The following is a 14,184-nucleotide window of genomic DNA, read 5'->3' as shown; positions in this document are numbered from 1 at the left end:
ACGATCCAGAGGAAACGGTCAGGGGTTGAGCCGCAGGGGGAGCGCGTGCAGGGAACGCTGGAAGAAGTCGCGGTGCCAGCGCACCTCAGCGGGGTCGCAGGCGAGCGTCATGTTCGGGAACCGGCGCAGCAGCGCGGTGATGGCCACCTGCGCTTCGAGCCTCGCCAGCGGCGCGCCCAGGCAGTGGTGCACACCGTGGCTGAAGGCCAGGTGCGGGTTGGGATTGCGGGTGATGTCCAGCCGGTGCGGGTCGGGGAAGGCCTCCGGGTCGCGGTTGACCGAGTGCACGGGAACGATGATCAGGGCGTCGGCCGGGATCACGGTTCCGGCGATCTCGATGTCCTCCTTGGCGTGCCCTTCGATCAGGGCCAGCGAGCTGTCGTAGCGGAGGAACTCCTCCACGGCCGAGCCGATGAGGTCGGGGCGCGCGGCGAGCAAGGCTTGCTGGCCGGGGTTGCGCACCAGGGCGTGTATGCCGTTGGTGATCAGGTTCACGGTGGTCAGGAAGCCGGCGAAGATGAGCAGCATCACCGTCGCGACGAGTTCCCGCTCCGACAGCTGGTTCTCGCCGTCGCGGGCCTCGATCAGCCCCTGGATGAGGTCGTCGCCGGGGGTGCCCCTCCGATGCTCGATAAGATCGCGCACGTACGCCCCGATGCTGGCCTGCCGAGCCCGGAACACGTCGACCGGGCTGCCGGTGAACTCCTCCTCCATGAACCAGAAGATGCTCTTCTCACGCAGGGCGGCGAGGTCCTCCGGGGGCAGTCCCAGGAGCTCCCCGATGACCATCATGGGCAACGGGAAGGAGAAGTCCTCCATGAGCTCCACCTCGCCCGCCTTCTCCATCTTGTCGAGCAGCTCGTCGGTGAACCGCTCCACCTGGGGGCGCAGGAGCTCGATCCGGCGGCGGGTGAACGCCTTCTGCACCAGCTTGCGCAGCCGGGTGTGCTCGGGAGGGTCGGTGCTGACCATGTTGTCGGCGAACGAGCTCTCGGCCTTCTGCCCGTCCTCCTTGACCACGTCGGAGTGGTGCGCCGCTTTGCTGAAGCGGGGATCGCTGAGCAGAGGGCGGGCGTCCTCGTAATGCGGGACGAACCACGCTTTCAGTCCGATGGGGGTGTCCAGGTGGTGTACCCGCCCCCGCGCGCGCAACAGTTCATAGAAGGGGTAGGGGTCGATCAGGGCCGAATGAGGGATGTCGCCGATCGGCACCGTCGCCTCTGGCATCTGCGCTCCTCAGGTCTGAGAGGTTTCTCAAAGCAGGTCAGACGACCCAGCGGCCGTGGGCCATCACGGTGCGGCCGGGGATTTCGCCACGGTGCCGCCAGGCGAGGACGCGCTGGGGCGTGAGGAAGAGATAGACGCAGCCCGGAACGCGGGTCGGGTTCACCGGGAGGTCCCCGAGCACGCTCGGGGCGTCGGGAGGCAGGTCACGATGCGCGATGATCTCCACGGTGCCGTCTATGAGGACGACGTCGGTGGGATCGCCGAGCGCGACGCGGCATTCGGCGCGCCGGCGCAGGTTGCGCACGGTCACGTGCTGCTTCCGCGTGGCCATCACCAGGCGGGCGCCGTCCCACACGCAGCCGAGCGGGACGAGGTGGGCGCCGGACTCGCCGCCGGTCGCCAGCCAGGCGTATCTCTCCGTTTCGAGTTTGCCGAGCACGTCGGCCTTGCGCTGGGCGAGGTCGCGGGGCGGGGTGAGGCCGACGCCCCGCGCGGTGCCGGTCGCGGACATGTGAATCCCTTCGGCTGAGATCTGGTATCAGAACGCGCAGAGCTCTGTTTCAGAACGCGGAGACCGCCGCCGCGGCATTTCCCACGAGGGCGAGCACGGCGAATGTCGTCCGGACCATGTTCCATTTTCCCCAGGCGCTTCTCGGGTCTTTCCAGTCGGCTGGAATGGCCTGGGGGTCGAGTGATTTGACCCGCCGGTTGATCGGCACGTTCCTGGTCTGCGAGACCGCGCCGACGCCGACCAGGCACACGGCCGAGGCGATGAACAGATTCTGGGTCAGGCTGTTTTCGGCGATAAAGGCCAAACTGATGTCGAGGACCGTCGACGTGCCGACGATGATCGGCATCATGGGGTCGTAGGCACGGCCGAGCAACTTGTGGGCCGCGACGTAGCGCTCCGGTGTCATCGCCTGCATGGCCGGCCACACGCCGATGGCGTGGGTAAACAGCACCCCGGCGGCGAGCCCGCTGGTGACCAGCACGGCGGCGGTGAGAATTTGGGCCATCACGTATGTCGCTCCTTCCTCTGTCGCCACCCGAAGTATCCCGCCGGCACCTTGAGGCGGACTCGAATATCGGTGGGGGAATAGCGCCGAGCACCATTTGCGGTGGGCCTTGAGCACGCTTCGAGTATTCCTCTAGCCGGCGCCGCCATGCTGCTGTCAGCAGAGTCGTCCGCCTGAATGGGAGGCTTCGACGTGACGATTACTCGGGCATCAAAGATCATCGCCAGTGAGATCACACCTAATCGGCGGCGTGGCGGTGACATTCGTGTTCTGCTCGGCCCCGCGACGGTGGGCGCGAAGTCCGGATTCATGGGAATGCTCACGCTGGAGCCGGGGGAGTTCGTGTCCGAGCATTACCACCCTTACTCGGAGGAATTCCTTTGCGTCATTCGGGGTGAATTGACCGTTCTGGTGGACGGCGCGCCGGTCCGGCTCAGTCCGGGCGAGGCGCTCCACATTCCGATCGATGTCAGGCACCGGGTCGAGAACACCGGCGACGCGCAGGCCATGATTGTGTTCCACCTCAGCCCGCTCGCGCCGCGGCCGGACCTCGGCCACGTCGACACCGAGCCGCAGCCCAACCCCGCCGAGCCCTCGCTCGATGTGGGGGAGAAGCGATGAACCGCAGGCGGGTGGCCCTCACCGGCATCGGTGTCGTGGCTCCTGGCGGCACGGGCCGCAAGGCGTTCTGGGAACTGCTGACGGCCGGCCGTACCGCGACGCGGACGATCTCGATGTTCGACGCCGGTGCGTTCCGGTCGCGCATCGCGGCCGAATGCGACTTCGACCCGGCCGTGGAGGGGCTCAGCGCGCGCGAGATCCGGCGCATGGACCGCGCCGCGCAGTTCGCGGTCGTCTCCACCCGCGAGGCGCTGGCCGACAGCGGACTCGACCCCTCCGACTTGGAGCCGACGCGCACTGGCGTGACCCTGGGCAGCGCCGTCGGGTGCACCATGAGCCTCGAAGAGGAGTACGTGGTCGTCAGCGACTCCGGTCGAGGCTGGCTCGTCGACTCCTCCTACGGCGTCCCGCACCTGTACGGGCACCTGGTGCCGAGCTCGCTGGCCGCCGAGGTCGCCTGGGCGTGCGGCGCGGAGGGCCAGGTCACGCTCATCTCGACCGGCTGTACGTCTGGACTCGACGCCGTCGGGTACGGGGCGCGGTTGATCGCCGAGGGCTCGGCGGACGTCGTGCTGGCCGGTGCGACAGATGCTCCGATCTCACCCATCACCGTGGCCTGCTTCGACGCGATCAAGGCGACCTCGCCCAGGAACGATGATCCGGCCCACGCCTCCCGCCCGTTCGACCGCGAGCGCAACGGCTTCGTGCTGGGCGAGGGTGCGGCCGTGTTCGTGCTGGAGGACCTGGAGCGCGCCCGTCGCCGCGAGGCTCATGTCTACTGCGAGATCGCCGGGTACGCCACGCGCGGCAACGCGTACCACATGACCGGGTTGAAGCCGGACGGGCGGGAGATGGCGGAGGCCATCCGGGTCGCCCTCGACCAGGCCAGGCTGAACCCGGACGCCGTCGGCTACATCAACGCCCACGGCTCCGGCACCAAGCAGAACGACCGGCACGAGACGGCCGCGTTCAAGCGCAGCCTGGGTGAACACGCCTACCGGGCCCCGGTCAGCTCGATCAAGTCGATGGTCGGCCACTCGCTCGGCGCGATCGGGGCCATCGAGATAGCGGCAAGCGCGCTGGCGATCGAGCACGGCACGGTGCCGCCGACGGCCAATCTCGAGACGCCGGACCCGGAGTGCGACCTCGACTATGTGCCCAACGTGGCGCGCGAGCAGCCCGTCGACGTGGTGCTCAGCGTGGGCAGCGGTTTCGGCGGCTTCCAGACGGCGATGGTGCTCACCGCTCCCGGACTGGAGGTCGCATGACGACGGCCCCCGTGATCACCGGGATCGGGGTCGTCGCCCCCACCGGTCTCGGCGCGGAGGCGCACTGGTCCGCGACGCTGAGCGGGACGAGGGCGATCGACACGATCAGGCGATTCGACAGTGGCTACTACCCGGTGCGCGTGGCCGGAGAGGCCAGGAACTTCGTCGCGACCGGTCATGTGCCCGGCCGGTTGATCCCGCAGACCGACCACTGGACCCACATGGCGCTGGTGGCCACCGACATGGCGCTCGCCGACGCAGGTGTGGACCCGTCGGCCCTGCCCGAGTACGAGATGGGCGTGGTCACGGCGAGTTCCGCGGGCGGGGTGGAGTTCGGCCAGCGCGAGATCCAGGAACTGTGGAGCAAAGGCCCGAGGCATGTGGGCGCCTACCAGTCGATCGCCTGGTTCTACGCGGCGACCACCGGTCAGATCTCGATCCGGCACGGCATGCGCGGCCCATGCGGGGTCGTGGTCGCCGAGCAGGCCGGCGCCCTGGAGTCGCTCGCGCAGGCCCGCCGGGTACTGGAGGACGGCGCCCGCCTGGTCGTGAGCGGCGGCACCGAGGCTCCGTTCAGCCCGTACGGCCTGACGTGCCAGATCTCCAACGGCCTGATGAGCACCCAGGGCGATCCCGCTCTCGCCTACCGGCCCTTCGACACCGGCGCCAACGGCTACGTGGCCGGCGAGGGCGGAGCCATCCTCATCGTCGAGGACGCCGCGAGCGCCCGAGCGCGCGGGGCGGAGAAGGTCTACGGAGTGATCGCCGGCCATGCCGCCACGTTCGATCCGGCCCCGGCCACCGGACGCCCGCCCGCGCTGCGACGGGCCGTCGAGCTGGCACTCGCCGAGGCGGGTCTGGCACCGGGGGACGTCGATGTGGTCTTCGCGGACGCCGCCGGCACTCCGGAGCTCGACCGGGCGGAGGCCGAGGTGATCGCGGCCGTCTTCGGTGCCTACGGGGTGCCGGTGACGGCGCCCAAGACCATGACCGGCCGGCTGTACGCGGGCGGGCCGTCCCTGGACGTGGCCACCGCGCTGCTGGCCATGCGCGACTCGGTGCTGCCGCCGACGGTCGGCGTGTCCCAGCTCGTCCCCGACTACGAGATCGACCTGGTCAGGGACGAGCCCCGCCCCTGCCGAGTGCGCTGCGCACTGATCATCGCCCGCGGCTACGGCGGGTTCAACGCCGCGCTCGTGCTCGCGCACCCAACAGCACCCGCGACAGGAGGAGACCGATGAAAGAACTCACGCTTGACGACCTGCGAAGCTTGATGCGGCTCAGCGCCGGTGAGGACGAGTCGATCGACCTCGACGGCGACATCATCGACACCACGTTCAAGGACCTCGCCTACGACTCCCTGGCCGTGCTCGAAATGGCCAGCCGTCTGGAGCGGGACTGGGGCGTGATCGTGCCCGACGAGGTGGCGGCCACGCTGGAGACGCCGCGCGCGGTGCTCGACTACGTCAACGAGCGGGCGGCGGTGAACTAGCCATGGCCGGAGGACACACCGAGAACTCGATCGTGATCGCGGCGCCGATGGAGCTGGTCTGGACCATGACCAACGATGTCGAGTCGTGGCCGAACCTGTTCAGCGAGTACGCGAAGGTCGAGGTCCTGCACCGCGAGGGCGACATGGTCCGCTTCCGCCTCACGATGCACCCCGACAAGGACGGCAACGCCTGGTCGTGGGTGTCGGAGCGGACCGCCAACGCCAAGACGCGCACGGTCCAGGCGCACCGCACCGAGCTGGGCTGGTTCGAGTACATGCACCTGCACTGGGAGTACGTGGAGGTGCCCGGCGGCGTGGAGATGCGGTGGATCCAGGACTTCCGCATGAAGCCGGACTCCCCGGTGAACCTGGAGCAGATGACCAACCGGATCAACGGCAGCTCGCCCGGCCAGATGAAACTGATCAAGGAGAAGGTCGAGCAGGCGGCACAGCAGGCCGGGAAGTCGTGAGCCGGCCATGACCGAGGTGGCGCTGCCGCTGGCCCTGCTGGCCAATGGCCTTGCCGCGGGCGTGCTGATGGCCACCGTGCTGGGGGTCGTCCCGTTCTACATGACGCTCACGGCCGGCAACTACGTCAGGGCCCACGCGTTCGCCGTCGGACGGTACGACCCGTTCCAGCCCGCCTGCCTGGTGGTCACCCTCCTCGCCGACGTGCTCGTCGCGGCGGTGGAGCCGCGCTCGGCGGGGCGGCTGCTGTGCGCGGCCGCCGCCCTGGCGGCCGGCTCGGTGGTGGCCATCTCACTCACCCGGAACGTTCCGATGAACCGCTGGGTCAAAGCGCAGGATCCGGACGCGCTGCCACCCGGCTGGGACATGGATGCCTTCCGCCGCCGGTGGGCGCGGTGGAACAAGACCCGGACGGGGCTGGCCGTACTCGCTCTCACGCTGAACACCGGCGCCGCAGCCGCGCTGCTCTGAACCGCAGCCCGCGACACCAACCGCGAACCCAGAGGAGACCCATCATGAGCTTCCGGCTTGAGGGCAAGAACGTCCTGGTCACCGGAGGGACGAGAGGGATCGGCCGTTCGGTCGTGCTCAGCCTGGCCCAGGAGGGCTGCAACGTCGTCGCGTGCTACCGCGGTGACACCGAGGCGGCGGCACGGCTGGAGCACGACCTGTCCGTCACACCGGGCAAGCACGGCGTCATCCAGGCCGACGTGGGTAAGGCGGACGAGGTCGTCAGGCTGATCGACGAATGCCGTACGCGACTCGGCACGCTGGACGTCGTCGTGCACAACGCCGGCGCCATCAGCCACATACCGTTCGCCCAGCTCGAGCCGGAGGAGTGGCAGCGGGTGCTGGACACCAACCTCACCGGCATGTACCTCGTGGTGCGCGCCGCGCTACCGCTGATGTCGGAGGGCGGCTCCGTGGTCGCGATCGGCTCCAAGGCGGCGATGGTCGGCGTACCCCTGCGGACGCACTACACGGCCTCGAAGGCGGGAGTCCTCGGCCTGGCCAGATCGCTGTGCAAGGAGCTCGGCCCGCGCGGCATCAGGATCAACGTGATCGCGCCCGGGATCATCTCCACCCACGCCGCGGAGGGCCTCACCCCCGAGCAGGAGCAGCGCTACCGCAACATGACCGCGCTCGGCCGGCTCGGCGAGCCGGAGGAGATCGCCGACGTCGTGCTGTTCCTGGCCAGCGACCGCTCCCGCTACATGTCCGGCGAGACCGTCCACGTCGACGGAGGGATCTGAGATGGGCGACAACGCGCAGGTGTTCCGGGTGATGCTGAGGATGCAGATCATCCCGGGCAAGGAGAAGGACTTCGAGCGCGTCTGGTACTCCGTCGCGGACGTGGTCGGCGGCGATCCGGCCAACGTCGGCCAGTGGCTGTCGAAGAGCGCAGAGGAAGAGGGCGTCTACTACATCATGAGCGACTGGGTCGACGAGGCCAGGTTCCGCGCGTTCGAGCGCAGCGACGCGCACGTCGAGCACCGCAAGAAGCTGCACCCCTACCGCTCGCACGGCACGATGACGACCCTGCACGTGGTGTACGACCTCGGCCGCGAACGCTCAGAGGCGGGCCGATGAGCGGCGCGGTCCGCGTCCTGGTCTTCTACTCGGCCGCCGCCGGTCACGAAAGCTCGGTGATCGACGCCTACAGGCGGGTCAGCATGGGAATGCGCGGCACCGCGGGCCTGCTGAGCAGCCAGCTCCTCCAGTCGGCGCTGGACCCGAGCGAGTTCGCCGTGCTCAGCGAGTGGACGAGCCTGTCGCAGTTCAACTCCTGGGAGCAGGGCTCGCGGCACAAAAAGCAGACGTCAGCGCTCCGGTCATACCGCGACGACGACAGCGGCAAAGGCTACGGGATCTATGAAGTCGTGGACCAGTTCTGAAGGACGGCCGGGCCCTGGGGACCTGCGGCAGATCATGCACGCGGTGGGGCAGCACGTATGGGCCGGTTTGCAGGCAATCGGGCGGACGAACTTCGCCGACGGGTGGTCGAGCGAGGAAAAGGAGGAGCGACGATGACCATCACTTTTCCCCCCACGGCCGAAGTCGCCGAATGGATCCGCTGCACGCGGTGCGGGGAGATCGTGTACGGCAAGCGGTTCACCCGCGATCTCGGCGTGTGCCCGGGGTGCGCGTTGCACACCCGGCTCACCGCCCGGCAGCGGATCGAGCATCTCTTCGACGACGGATCGGTGCGGACGATCGACGCGCCGCCGACTCCCGAGGATCCGCTCGGGTTCGTCGACAGCCGGTCCTATCCCGACCGGCTGCGCGAGGCGCGCGCGAAGACCGGAATGGACGAGGCCGTGCTGTGCGTGCGCGGCACGATCGAGGGCCACGTCGCCGTCGCCGCCGCCATGGACTTCCGCTTCATGGGCGGCAGCCTCGGCGTCGGCGTGGGAGCGCGCATCGTCGCCGCGGCCGAGGTCGCGCTGGTGGAGCAGGTGCCCTTCCTGCTGGTGACGGCCTCGGGCGGAGCGCGTATGCAGGAGGGCGCGCTGTCGCTCATGCAGATGGCCAAGACCAGCCAGGCCCTGGCCGAGCTCGACGAGGCCGGGATCCTGACCATCGCGGTGATCACCGATCCGACGTATGGCGGGGTGGCGGCGTCCTTCGCGACGCTTCCCGACGTCATCCTCTCCGAGCCGGGCGCCCACATCGGGTTCGCCGGCCCGCGGGTGATCGAGCAGACGATCGGCCAGGAGCTGCCCGACGGATTCCAGACAGCGGAGTTCCTGCGGGCGAAGGGGCTCATTGACGACGTACGGCCCCGCGCCGCGCTGCGATCCACGCTCGCCCGCTTCTGCTCCCTGCGGCGGATGGCCGAGCGCCCGCCCACCGCCGAGCCGTCCCAGCTCCTCTTCCAGCCGGAGCGGCTGCCGGTCAGGGATGGCTGGACGGCCGTTCAGCTCGCCCGGCACGCCGACCGGCCCACCACGCTCGACTACGCCGGCTACATGCTGGAGGAGTTCGTGGAGCTGCACGGTGATCGGCTGAGTGGTGACTGCCCCGCGATCGTCGGCGGTCTCGGCCGGCTCGGCGGCAGACCGATCGTCTTCATCGGCCACCAGAAGGGCCACACCACCAGGGAGCGCGTCGAGCGCAACTTCGGCATGCCCACGCCCGCCGGATACCGGAAGGCGGCCCGGCTGATGCGGCTGGCCGCCAAGCTGGGATATCCGATTCTCACGTTGGTTGACACGCCCGGCGCGTACCCCGGAATCGAGGCGGAGGAGGACGGCCAGGCGTGGGCGATCGCCGAGAACCTGCGCCTGATGTCGACGCTGCCCGTGCCGGTCGTCACCGTCGTCACCGGCGAGGGCGGTAGCGGAGGTGCGCTCGCGCTCGGCGTCGCCAACCGCGTCCTGGCCCTGTCCAATGCCGTGTACTCGGTGATCAGCCCCGAGGGGTGCGCGTCCATCCTGTGGAAGAGCTCAACGGCGGCACCGCTGGCCGCGGAAGCGCTCCGCCTGGACGCCCGCGAACTGCTGCGGCACCGGATCGTCGACGGCGTGATCCCCGAGCCGGGAGAGGGCGCCCATTCGGACCCGGCGACGACCGCGCGGCTGCTGGCGGCGGCGGTGTCCGAGGCGTTCGAGGATCTGGCCATCCATGAGCCGCGCAAGCTGATCGCGGAGCGCCGCCAGCGGTTCCGCCAGTTCGACGCGGGGTCACGATGAGCGCGGAGGATCCCATGCAACGGCCGCTGATCTCCGAGCTGTGCCGCCACGCCGCCGAGCTCATCGCGGTCGGCGGCGGCATGCGCAGAGTGCGGCTGCGCTCCGGCGACATGGTCGTCGAACTGGAACGGCCGGAGGCCGCCGGGGTCCCGGCGCCCGTCTCGGCCCCAGTGCCCGACGCGCCCGCCGAGCACGACGACCTGCGCCACGTCTGCGCACCGATGGTGGGCACCTTCTACCGGGCCCCCGAGCCTGGGGCGGCGCCGTTCGTCGGCATCGGCGACTCGGTCGAGAAGGGGCAGCAGATCGGAATCCTTGAGGCCATGAAGCTCATGAACCCCATCGAAGCCGACACCTCCGGCCGGCTCATCGACATCCTCGTATCCGACGGAACACCGGTGGAGTACGGGCAGAAGCTGTTCGCCGTCGCCCCGCTCTCCACACAGTGAACGATCGCGCGCCTGGAGGCTCCATGTTCTCGTCGGTCCTCATCGCCAACCGGGGCGAGATAGCGTTGCGCATCGCCCGGAGCAGCCGCGAGCTCGGCGTCCGCGTGATCATGATCCACTCGACGGCCGACCGCGACTCGCCCGCGCTGCGGCTGGCCGACGAGCGGGTGCAGATCGGCCCGGCGATGGCCAAGCGCAGCTACCTCTACCCGCCCGCGATCCTGGAGGCGGCGCTGAGCACGGGGGCGCAGGCCGTCCACCCCGGTTACGGCTTCCTGTCCGAGGACGCCGACTTCGCCGAGATGTGCGAGTCGAAGGGGCTGGCCTTCATCGGCCCGTCACCGTCGGTGATCGCCTCCCTGGGGGACAAGACGCAGGCGCGCAACCTCGCCGCGGCCGCGGGGCTGCCCGTCCTTCCGGGCAGCCCGCGCCCGCTCCAAAGCGGGCCGGAGGCCAAGGAGGTCGCCGACACGATCGGATACCCCATCATCATCAAGGCCGTGGCCGGTGGCGGCGGCCGCGGCATGGCCGTGGTCCGCGACCCGCGAGACTTCCCGCAGGCGTTCGCCGAGACGAGGGCGAACGCCCAGGCGGTGTTCGGCGACGCACGGGTCTTCGTCGAGAAGTACGTCGAGCACGCTCGCCACATCGAGGTTCAGGTTCTGGGCGACCTCCACGGCGGCATCCTGAGCCTGGGCGAGCGCGACTGCACCGTCCAGCGGCGCAGGCAGAAGCTGATCGAGGAGTCCCCGGCGCCCGGGTTGCCGGCCGTACTGGTCGGGCGCATCCGCGAGGCAGCCGTGGCCCTGGCCCGGCGCGTGGGCTACGTGAGCGCCGGGACGTTCGAGTTCCTCGTCGACGACGCGGGCGGGTTCTTCTTCATCGAGGCCAACTGCCGGGTCCAGGTCGAGCATCCCGTGACCGAGATGGTCACCGGGGTCGACGTGGTCAGGGAGCAGTTGCTGATCGCCGCCGGCCGGCCGCTCTCCCTCCGACAGGAAGACGCGGTGCTGCGCGGCGTGGCGATCGAGTGCCGGGTGAACACCGAGGACCCGCGGCGCGGGTTCCTCCCGACGCCGGGCGTCGTCGAGCACTTCGTGCCGCCCGGGGGACCGTTCACCCGGGTCGACACCCACGGCGCCGACGGTGTCACGATCGGCGCCGAGTACGACTCCCTCCTGGCCAAGGTCATCGTGTGGGCGCCCGACCGCGACCAGGCGATCGCCCGGATGGAACGTGCGCTGAGTGAGTTCCAGGTCACGGGACGCGGGATCTGCACGACGATCGGCTTCCTACAGGACGTGCTGGCGGATCCACGGTTTCGTGACGCCCGGCACACCACGTCGCTCGCCGACCTCATGGTGGCCATGAGGTCGTGAGCTCCGGGCGCTGCTCACAGGACGCAGTCGGCCTTCTGCGGCAACGCCGGCCCGCGGCGCCCGTTCGGCGCGGCGCGGCCGAGAACGGGACCGTGGCCGGTGGCCAGCACCATCCGCTGCAGCTCCTGCATCTCGGAGCCAGGCTCAAGGCCCAGTTCCTCACGCAGGATGTAGCGAAGCCGGTGATAGACCTCCAGCGCCTCATGCCGTCGGCTGGCCAAGGAGAGCGCCTCCATCAGCCGCAGGTGGAACCACTCGTCGAGCGGGTGGACCGCGGTGAGCTGCTTGAGCTCGGCGATCACCTCGTGGTGGCGGCCCATCCGCAGCCAAGCTTCGATCTTGAGCTTGGTGGCGTGTACACGCAGCTCTTCCAGCCGGGTCGTGTAGATCGCCAGCCGGGACCCGGTGACCACGTCCGCGAGCGCCGATCCGTGCCAGAGGCCGAGGGCCTGGCACAGCGCCGCCGACGCGGGCTCAAGCCTGTTCGCCCGGAGATCCCGCTGTGCGGCGTTGACGAGCCGTTCGAAGCGGACGGCGTCCAGCATGTCGTCCTCGATGGCCAGCAGATATGCGCCGTGTTTGGTGACGAGCCGCGGCCTGTCGGCCTCCCGGTCGCCCCGCGACAGCAGTTTGCGCAGTTGGTAGACGTAAGTCTGGAGAGTGGTCGGCGCGCTCACCGGTGGGTGCCCCTCCCAGAGTTCCTGGACCAGCGCTTCGGTCGGCATGACCTCATTCGCCGAGGACAGCAGCAGTGCGAGCACGGTCCGCTGCTTCGGCGCACTCGGTGTCAACCGACGTGTACCAGCCTGTACCTCCAGGGTTCCGAGCACTTGAAAGCGCATGTCGCATCGTTTCCTCACGTAGCGGCGTCGGCTCGTTCGGGGTTCTCGGTGGGAGTGCGGTCCCTTCACCCTTTGTAGTCGATGCTCCTAAACTGCCGCTTTCGTCTTTCTTTCGCGCTTTATCTGGCGTGAGATCCTGGAAGCACGAACAGGTACTCAGGAGACCGCCGAGGGAACGGCGGCCGGGGCCGGGGGCGCCATCGCGTCCGCGAGCCGCCGCCTGGCCACGGCGAATCCCACGGCCGTCACGAGCGCGAGTACGGCGAGGCCGAGGAAGTACCCGGGCTGCGGATCCCCAGCGGAGACCACCCTGCCGAGCAGGCTCCCGAGACCGCCCCCGACACCCGCGAACATCCAGTACAGCGCCATGGTCCGGCCGGCGAACGCGGAAGGTGCCAGATCCACCGTCGCGCTCATGACCGTCGGCCCGAGGATCACTTCCCCGATCGCCAGCGTGAGCAGCACGAACAGCAGCCATGCGGGCGAGACCGCCTGCCCGCCCGCCGCCAGCACGGCCGCCACGCTGATCGCGATGAAGCCGGTCGCCGCCAGCCCGTGCCCGAAGGCGATCTTGTCTATCACGCCGATGCGTCCGCCGCCGCGGGTCCACAACCACGCCGCGACGGGCGCGGTCAGGAGGATGAACAAGGGGATGGCCGCCTGGAACCAGCTCGCCGGGATCAGGAAACCGCCCACTTCGCGCGCGGTATGCCGCTGAGCGAACAGGCTGAGCGTCGAGCCGGCCTGGATGACCAACATCCAGAAGAGCGCCACCGCGAGCAGCATCCATCGAAACGCCGACAGCCGGCGGTTCTCGGCCCGGCTGAGCCGCGCCCGCCGGCGCAGGATCGCGAGGTAGGCGAATGGCGCGACCAGGGTGACGAGCCCCACGAGCGCGATCCCGTAGGTGATCGCGAAGCCGCCCGACAGGACGGCGACCGAAAGCAGCACGCCGAGGACGCCGGCCGCCAACGCCACCCGGGACGCCACGGTGCGCAGCTCGCTCCGGCTCGCCCGGTGCGCCGGCGCACGGCCTACCTCGCCGAACCTCCGCGAGCCGACGGCGTACTGGATCACCCCGAACGTCATGCCGAGCCCGGCGGCCCCGAACCCGAGGTGCCAGTTCATGCGCTCGCCCAGGAAACCGGTGACCAGCGGCGCCAGCAGCGCGCTGATCTGGATGCCGACGTAGAAGACGACGAGCGCGGCCTCGCGCCGGTTGCTCTCGTGAGGGCCGTAGAAGCGCCCCAGCAGCGCCAGCATGTTCGGCTTCAGCAGCCCGGTGCCCACGGCGATCGTCACGAGCCCGAGGTAGGCGGTGGGCCGGGTCGGCAGCATCAGCAGGTAGTGGCCCAGCGCGATGACGATCCCGCCGTACAGCGTCGCGCGGTGCTCGCCCAGGACCCGGTCGCCGAGCCAGCCGCCGGGCAGGGACAGCACGAAGATCAGGCCCACGTACGCGCCGTACAGGGCGACCGCGGTCGAGTGCGGCAGCCCCAGCCCGCCCTCCCCGGTGGGGGCGACCGCGAACAAGATCAAGATCGCCTGCATCCCGAAGAAGCTGAACCTCTCCCACATGTCGGTCAGGAACAGCGTGACGAGCCAGCGCGGCCTTCGGCGCAGCTTCGGGGTGCTGGAAGGGGGGTACATGACGCCTCCAAGACTTCCGGACACCTGTCATGCTCCTGGCCGCGACTAGAGCACAGATCGAAGGTTGGTCGAGGCCCGGC

General features: G+C 69.6%; 17 protein-coding genes. 12 read left to right on the top strand and 5 right to left on the bottom strand.

Annotated elements, in window-relative coordinates:
* Positions 1–18: 18 nt before the first annotated feature.
* The 3 genes from ACIBEJ_RS29350 to ACIBEJ_RS29340 are packed head-to-tail and all read right to left on the bottom strand — an operon-like array spanning position 19 to position 2,243.
* A complete protein-coding gene (locus tag ACIBEJ_RS29350) occupies positions 19–1,227 on the bottom strand; it encodes a cytochrome P450 (RefSeq protein ID WP_397186062.1) in 1,209 nt (402 codons plus the stop codon).
* Positions 1,228–1,264: 37 nt separating this feature from the next.
* Positions 1,265–1,738 (bottom strand): pyridoxamine 5'-phosphate oxidase family protein, encoded by a 474-nt coding sequence (locus ACIBEJ_RS29345; protein ID WP_397186061.1) that lies wholly within the window; start codon positions 1,736–1,738, stop codon positions 1,265–1,267.
* 49 nt (positions 1,739–1,787) lie between these two features.
* Positions 1,788–2,243: a DUF1772 domain-containing protein gene (locus tag ACIBEJ_RS29340; protein ID WP_397186060.1), complete on the bottom strand. Its 456-nt coding sequence runs from the start codon at positions 2,241–2,243 to the stop codon at positions 1,788–1,790.
* 177 nt (positions 2,244–2,420) lie between these two features.
* Here ACIBEJ_RS29340 and ACIBEJ_RS29335 point away from each other — a divergent pair, with 177 nt between their 5' ends.
* The 12 genes from ACIBEJ_RS29335 (at position 2,421) to ACIBEJ_RS29280 (ending at position 11,612) form a co-directional block, all read left to right on the top strand.
* Positions 2,421–2,864, top strand: a complete 444-nt coding sequence (locus ACIBEJ_RS29335) for a cupin domain-containing protein (RefSeq protein WP_397186059.1) — start codon at positions 2,421–2,423, stop codon at positions 2,862–2,864.
* A complete protein-coding gene (locus ACIBEJ_RS29330) occupies positions 2,861–4,132 on the top strand; it encodes a beta-ketoacyl-[acyl-carrier-protein] synthase family protein (protein ID WP_397186058.1) in 1,272 nt (423 codons plus the stop codon). The genes ACIBEJ_RS29335 and ACIBEJ_RS29330 overlap by 4 nt, the downstream gene beginning before the upstream one ends.
* Positions 4,129–5,373, top strand: coding sequence for a ketosynthase chain-length factor (locus ACIBEJ_RS29325; protein ID WP_397186057.1), 1,245 nt, complete (start codon positions 4,129–4,131; stop codon positions 5,371–5,373). Before ACIBEJ_RS29330 ends, ACIBEJ_RS29325 begins: the two co-directional genes overlap by 4 nt.
* Positions 5,370–5,624, top strand: a complete 255-nt coding sequence (locus ACIBEJ_RS29320; protein WP_184970427.1) for a phosphopantetheine-binding protein — start codon at positions 5,370–5,372, stop codon at positions 5,622–5,624. The genes ACIBEJ_RS29325 and ACIBEJ_RS29320 overlap by 4 nt, the downstream gene beginning before the upstream one ends.
* A gap of 2 nt (positions 5,625–5,626) precedes the next feature.
* Positions 5,627–6,094 (top strand): SRPBCC family protein, encoded by a 468-nt coding sequence (locus ACIBEJ_RS29315; RefSeq protein WP_397186056.1) that lies wholly within the window; start codon positions 5,627–5,629, stop codon positions 6,092–6,094.
* A gap of 7 nt (positions 6,095–6,101) precedes the next feature.
* Positions 6,102–6,563 (top strand): anthrone oxygenase family protein, encoded by a 462-nt coding sequence (locus ACIBEJ_RS29310; protein WP_397186055.1) that lies wholly within the window; start codon positions 6,102–6,104, stop codon positions 6,561–6,563.
* 44 nt (positions 6,564–6,607) lie between these two features.
* Positions 6,608–7,345, top strand: a complete 738-nt coding sequence (locus tag ACIBEJ_RS29305) for an SDR family NAD(P)-dependent oxidoreductase (protein WP_397186054.1) — start codon at positions 6,608–6,610, stop codon at positions 7,343–7,345.
* A 1-nt stretch (position 7,346) separates the two neighbouring features.
* Positions 7,347–7,682, top strand: coding sequence for an antibiotic biosynthesis monooxygenase family protein (locus ACIBEJ_RS29300; RefSeq protein WP_397186053.1), 336 nt, complete (start codon positions 7,347–7,349; stop codon positions 7,680–7,682).
* Positions 7,679–7,987: an antibiotic biosynthesis monooxygenase family protein gene (locus ACIBEJ_RS29295; RefSeq protein WP_397186052.1), complete on the top strand. Its 309-nt coding sequence runs from the start codon at positions 7,679–7,681 to the stop codon at positions 7,985–7,987. Before ACIBEJ_RS29300 ends, ACIBEJ_RS29295 begins: the two co-directional genes overlap by 4 nt.
* Positions 7,988–8,119: 132 nt before the next feature.
* Positions 8,120–9,784, top strand: a complete 1,665-nt coding sequence (locus ACIBEJ_RS29290) for an acetyl-CoA carboxylase carboxyltransferase subunit alpha (RefSeq protein ID WP_397186051.1) — start codon at positions 8,120–8,122, stop codon at positions 9,782–9,784.
* Between the two features lie 14 nt (positions 9,785–9,798).
* Positions 9,799–10,233 (top strand): acetyl-CoA carboxylase biotin carboxyl carrier protein, encoded by a 435-nt coding sequence (accB, locus tag ACIBEJ_RS29285; protein WP_397186050.1) that lies wholly within the window; start codon positions 9,799–9,801, stop codon positions 10,231–10,233.
* A 23-nt stretch (positions 10,234–10,256) separates the two neighbouring features.
* A complete protein-coding gene (locus ACIBEJ_RS29280; RefSeq protein WP_397186049.1) occupies positions 10,257–11,612 on the top strand; it encodes an acetyl/propionyl/methylcrotonyl-CoA carboxylase subunit alpha in 1,356 nt (451 codons plus the stop codon).
* 14 nt (positions 11,613–11,626) lie between these two features.
* Here ACIBEJ_RS29280 and ACIBEJ_RS29275 read toward each other — a convergent pair whose 3' ends face one another.
* Together ACIBEJ_RS29275 and ACIBEJ_RS29270 are read right to left on the bottom strand one after the other, a co-directional pair.
* Positions 11,627–12,454, bottom strand: coding sequence for a BTAD domain-containing putative transcriptional regulator (locus ACIBEJ_RS29275; RefSeq protein WP_397186048.1), 828 nt, complete (start codon positions 12,452–12,454; stop codon positions 11,627–11,629).
* Between the two features lie 156 nt (positions 12,455–12,610).
* Complete coding sequence (locus tag ACIBEJ_RS29270) at positions 12,611–14,104, bottom strand: peptide MFS transporter (protein WP_397186047.1); 1,494 nt, start codon at positions 14,102–14,104, stop codon at positions 12,611–12,613.
* Between the last annotated feature and the right edge of the window lie 80 nt (positions 14,105–14,184).

The organism is Nonomuraea sp. NPDC050790 (assembly GCF_044456745.1).
Taxonomy (GTDB): Bacteria; Actinomycetota; Actinomycetes; order Streptosporangiales; family Streptosporangiaceae; genus Nonomuraea.
This window is presented reverse-complemented; position numbering and strand designations above follow the sequence as displayed.

Excerpts from the sequence above, each read along its gene's own strand:
- ACIBEJ_RS29350 (WP_397186062.1), bottom strand. The coding sequence starts at position 1,227 with ATGCCAGAGGCGACGGTGCCGATCGGCGACATCCCTCATTCGGCCCTG.
- ACIBEJ_RS29345 (WP_397186061.1), bottom strand. The coding sequence starts at position 1,738 with ATGTCCGCGACCGGCACCGCGCGGGGCGTCGGCCTCACCCCGCCCCGC.
- ACIBEJ_RS29340 (WP_397186060.1), bottom strand. The coding sequence starts at position 2,243 with ATGGCCCAAATTCTCACCGCCGCCGTGCTGGTCACCAGCGGGCTCGCC.
- ACIBEJ_RS29335 (WP_397186059.1), top strand. The coding sequence starts at position 2,421 with ATGGGAGGCTTCGACGTGACGATTACTCGGGCATCAAAGATCATCGCC.
- ACIBEJ_RS29330 (WP_397186058.1), top strand. The coding sequence starts at position 2,861 with ATGAACCGCAGGCGGGTGGCCCTCACCGGCATCGGTGTCGTGGCTCCT.
- ACIBEJ_RS29325 (WP_397186057.1), top strand. The coding sequence starts at position 4,129 with ATGACGACGGCCCCCGTGATCACCGGGATCGGGGTCGTCGCCCCCACC.
- ACIBEJ_RS29320 (WP_184970427.1), top strand. The coding sequence starts at position 5,370 with ATGAAAGAACTCACGCTTGACGACCTGCGAAGCTTGATGCGGCTCAGC.
- ACIBEJ_RS29315 (WP_397186056.1), top strand. The coding sequence starts at position 5,627 with ATGGCCGGAGGACACACCGAGAACTCGATCGTGATCGCGGCGCCGATG.
- ACIBEJ_RS29310 (WP_397186055.1), top strand. The coding sequence starts at position 6,102 with ATGACCGAGGTGGCGCTGCCGCTGGCCCTGCTGGCCAATGGCCTTGCC.
- ACIBEJ_RS29305 (WP_397186054.1), top strand. The coding sequence starts at position 6,608 with ATGAGCTTCCGGCTTGAGGGCAAGAACGTCCTGGTCACCGGAGGGACG.
- ACIBEJ_RS29300 (WP_397186053.1), top strand. The coding sequence starts at position 7,347 with ATGGGCGACAACGCGCAGGTGTTCCGGGTGATGCTGAGGATGCAGATC.
- ACIBEJ_RS29295 (WP_397186052.1), top strand. The coding sequence starts at position 7,679 with ATGAGCGGCGCGGTCCGCGTCCTGGTCTTCTACTCGGCCGCCGCCGGT.
- ACIBEJ_RS29290 (WP_397186051.1), top strand. The coding sequence starts at position 8,120 with ATGACCATCACTTTTCCCCCCACGGCCGAAGTCGCCGAATGGATCCGC.
- accB (WP_397186050.1), top strand. The coding sequence starts at position 9,799 with ATGCAACGGCCGCTGATCTCCGAGCTGTGCCGCCACGCCGCCGAGCTC.
- ACIBEJ_RS29280 (WP_397186049.1), top strand. The coding sequence starts at position 10,257 with ATGTTCTCGTCGGTCCTCATCGCCAACCGGGGCGAGATAGCGTTGCGC.
- ACIBEJ_RS29275 (WP_397186048.1), bottom strand. The coding sequence starts at position 12,454 with ATGCGCTTTCAAGTGCTCGGAACCCTGGAGGTACAGGCTGGTACACGT.
- ACIBEJ_RS29270 (WP_397186047.1), bottom strand. The coding sequence starts at position 14,104 with ATGTACCCCCCTTCCAGCACCCCGAAGCTGCGCCGAAGGCCGCGCTGG.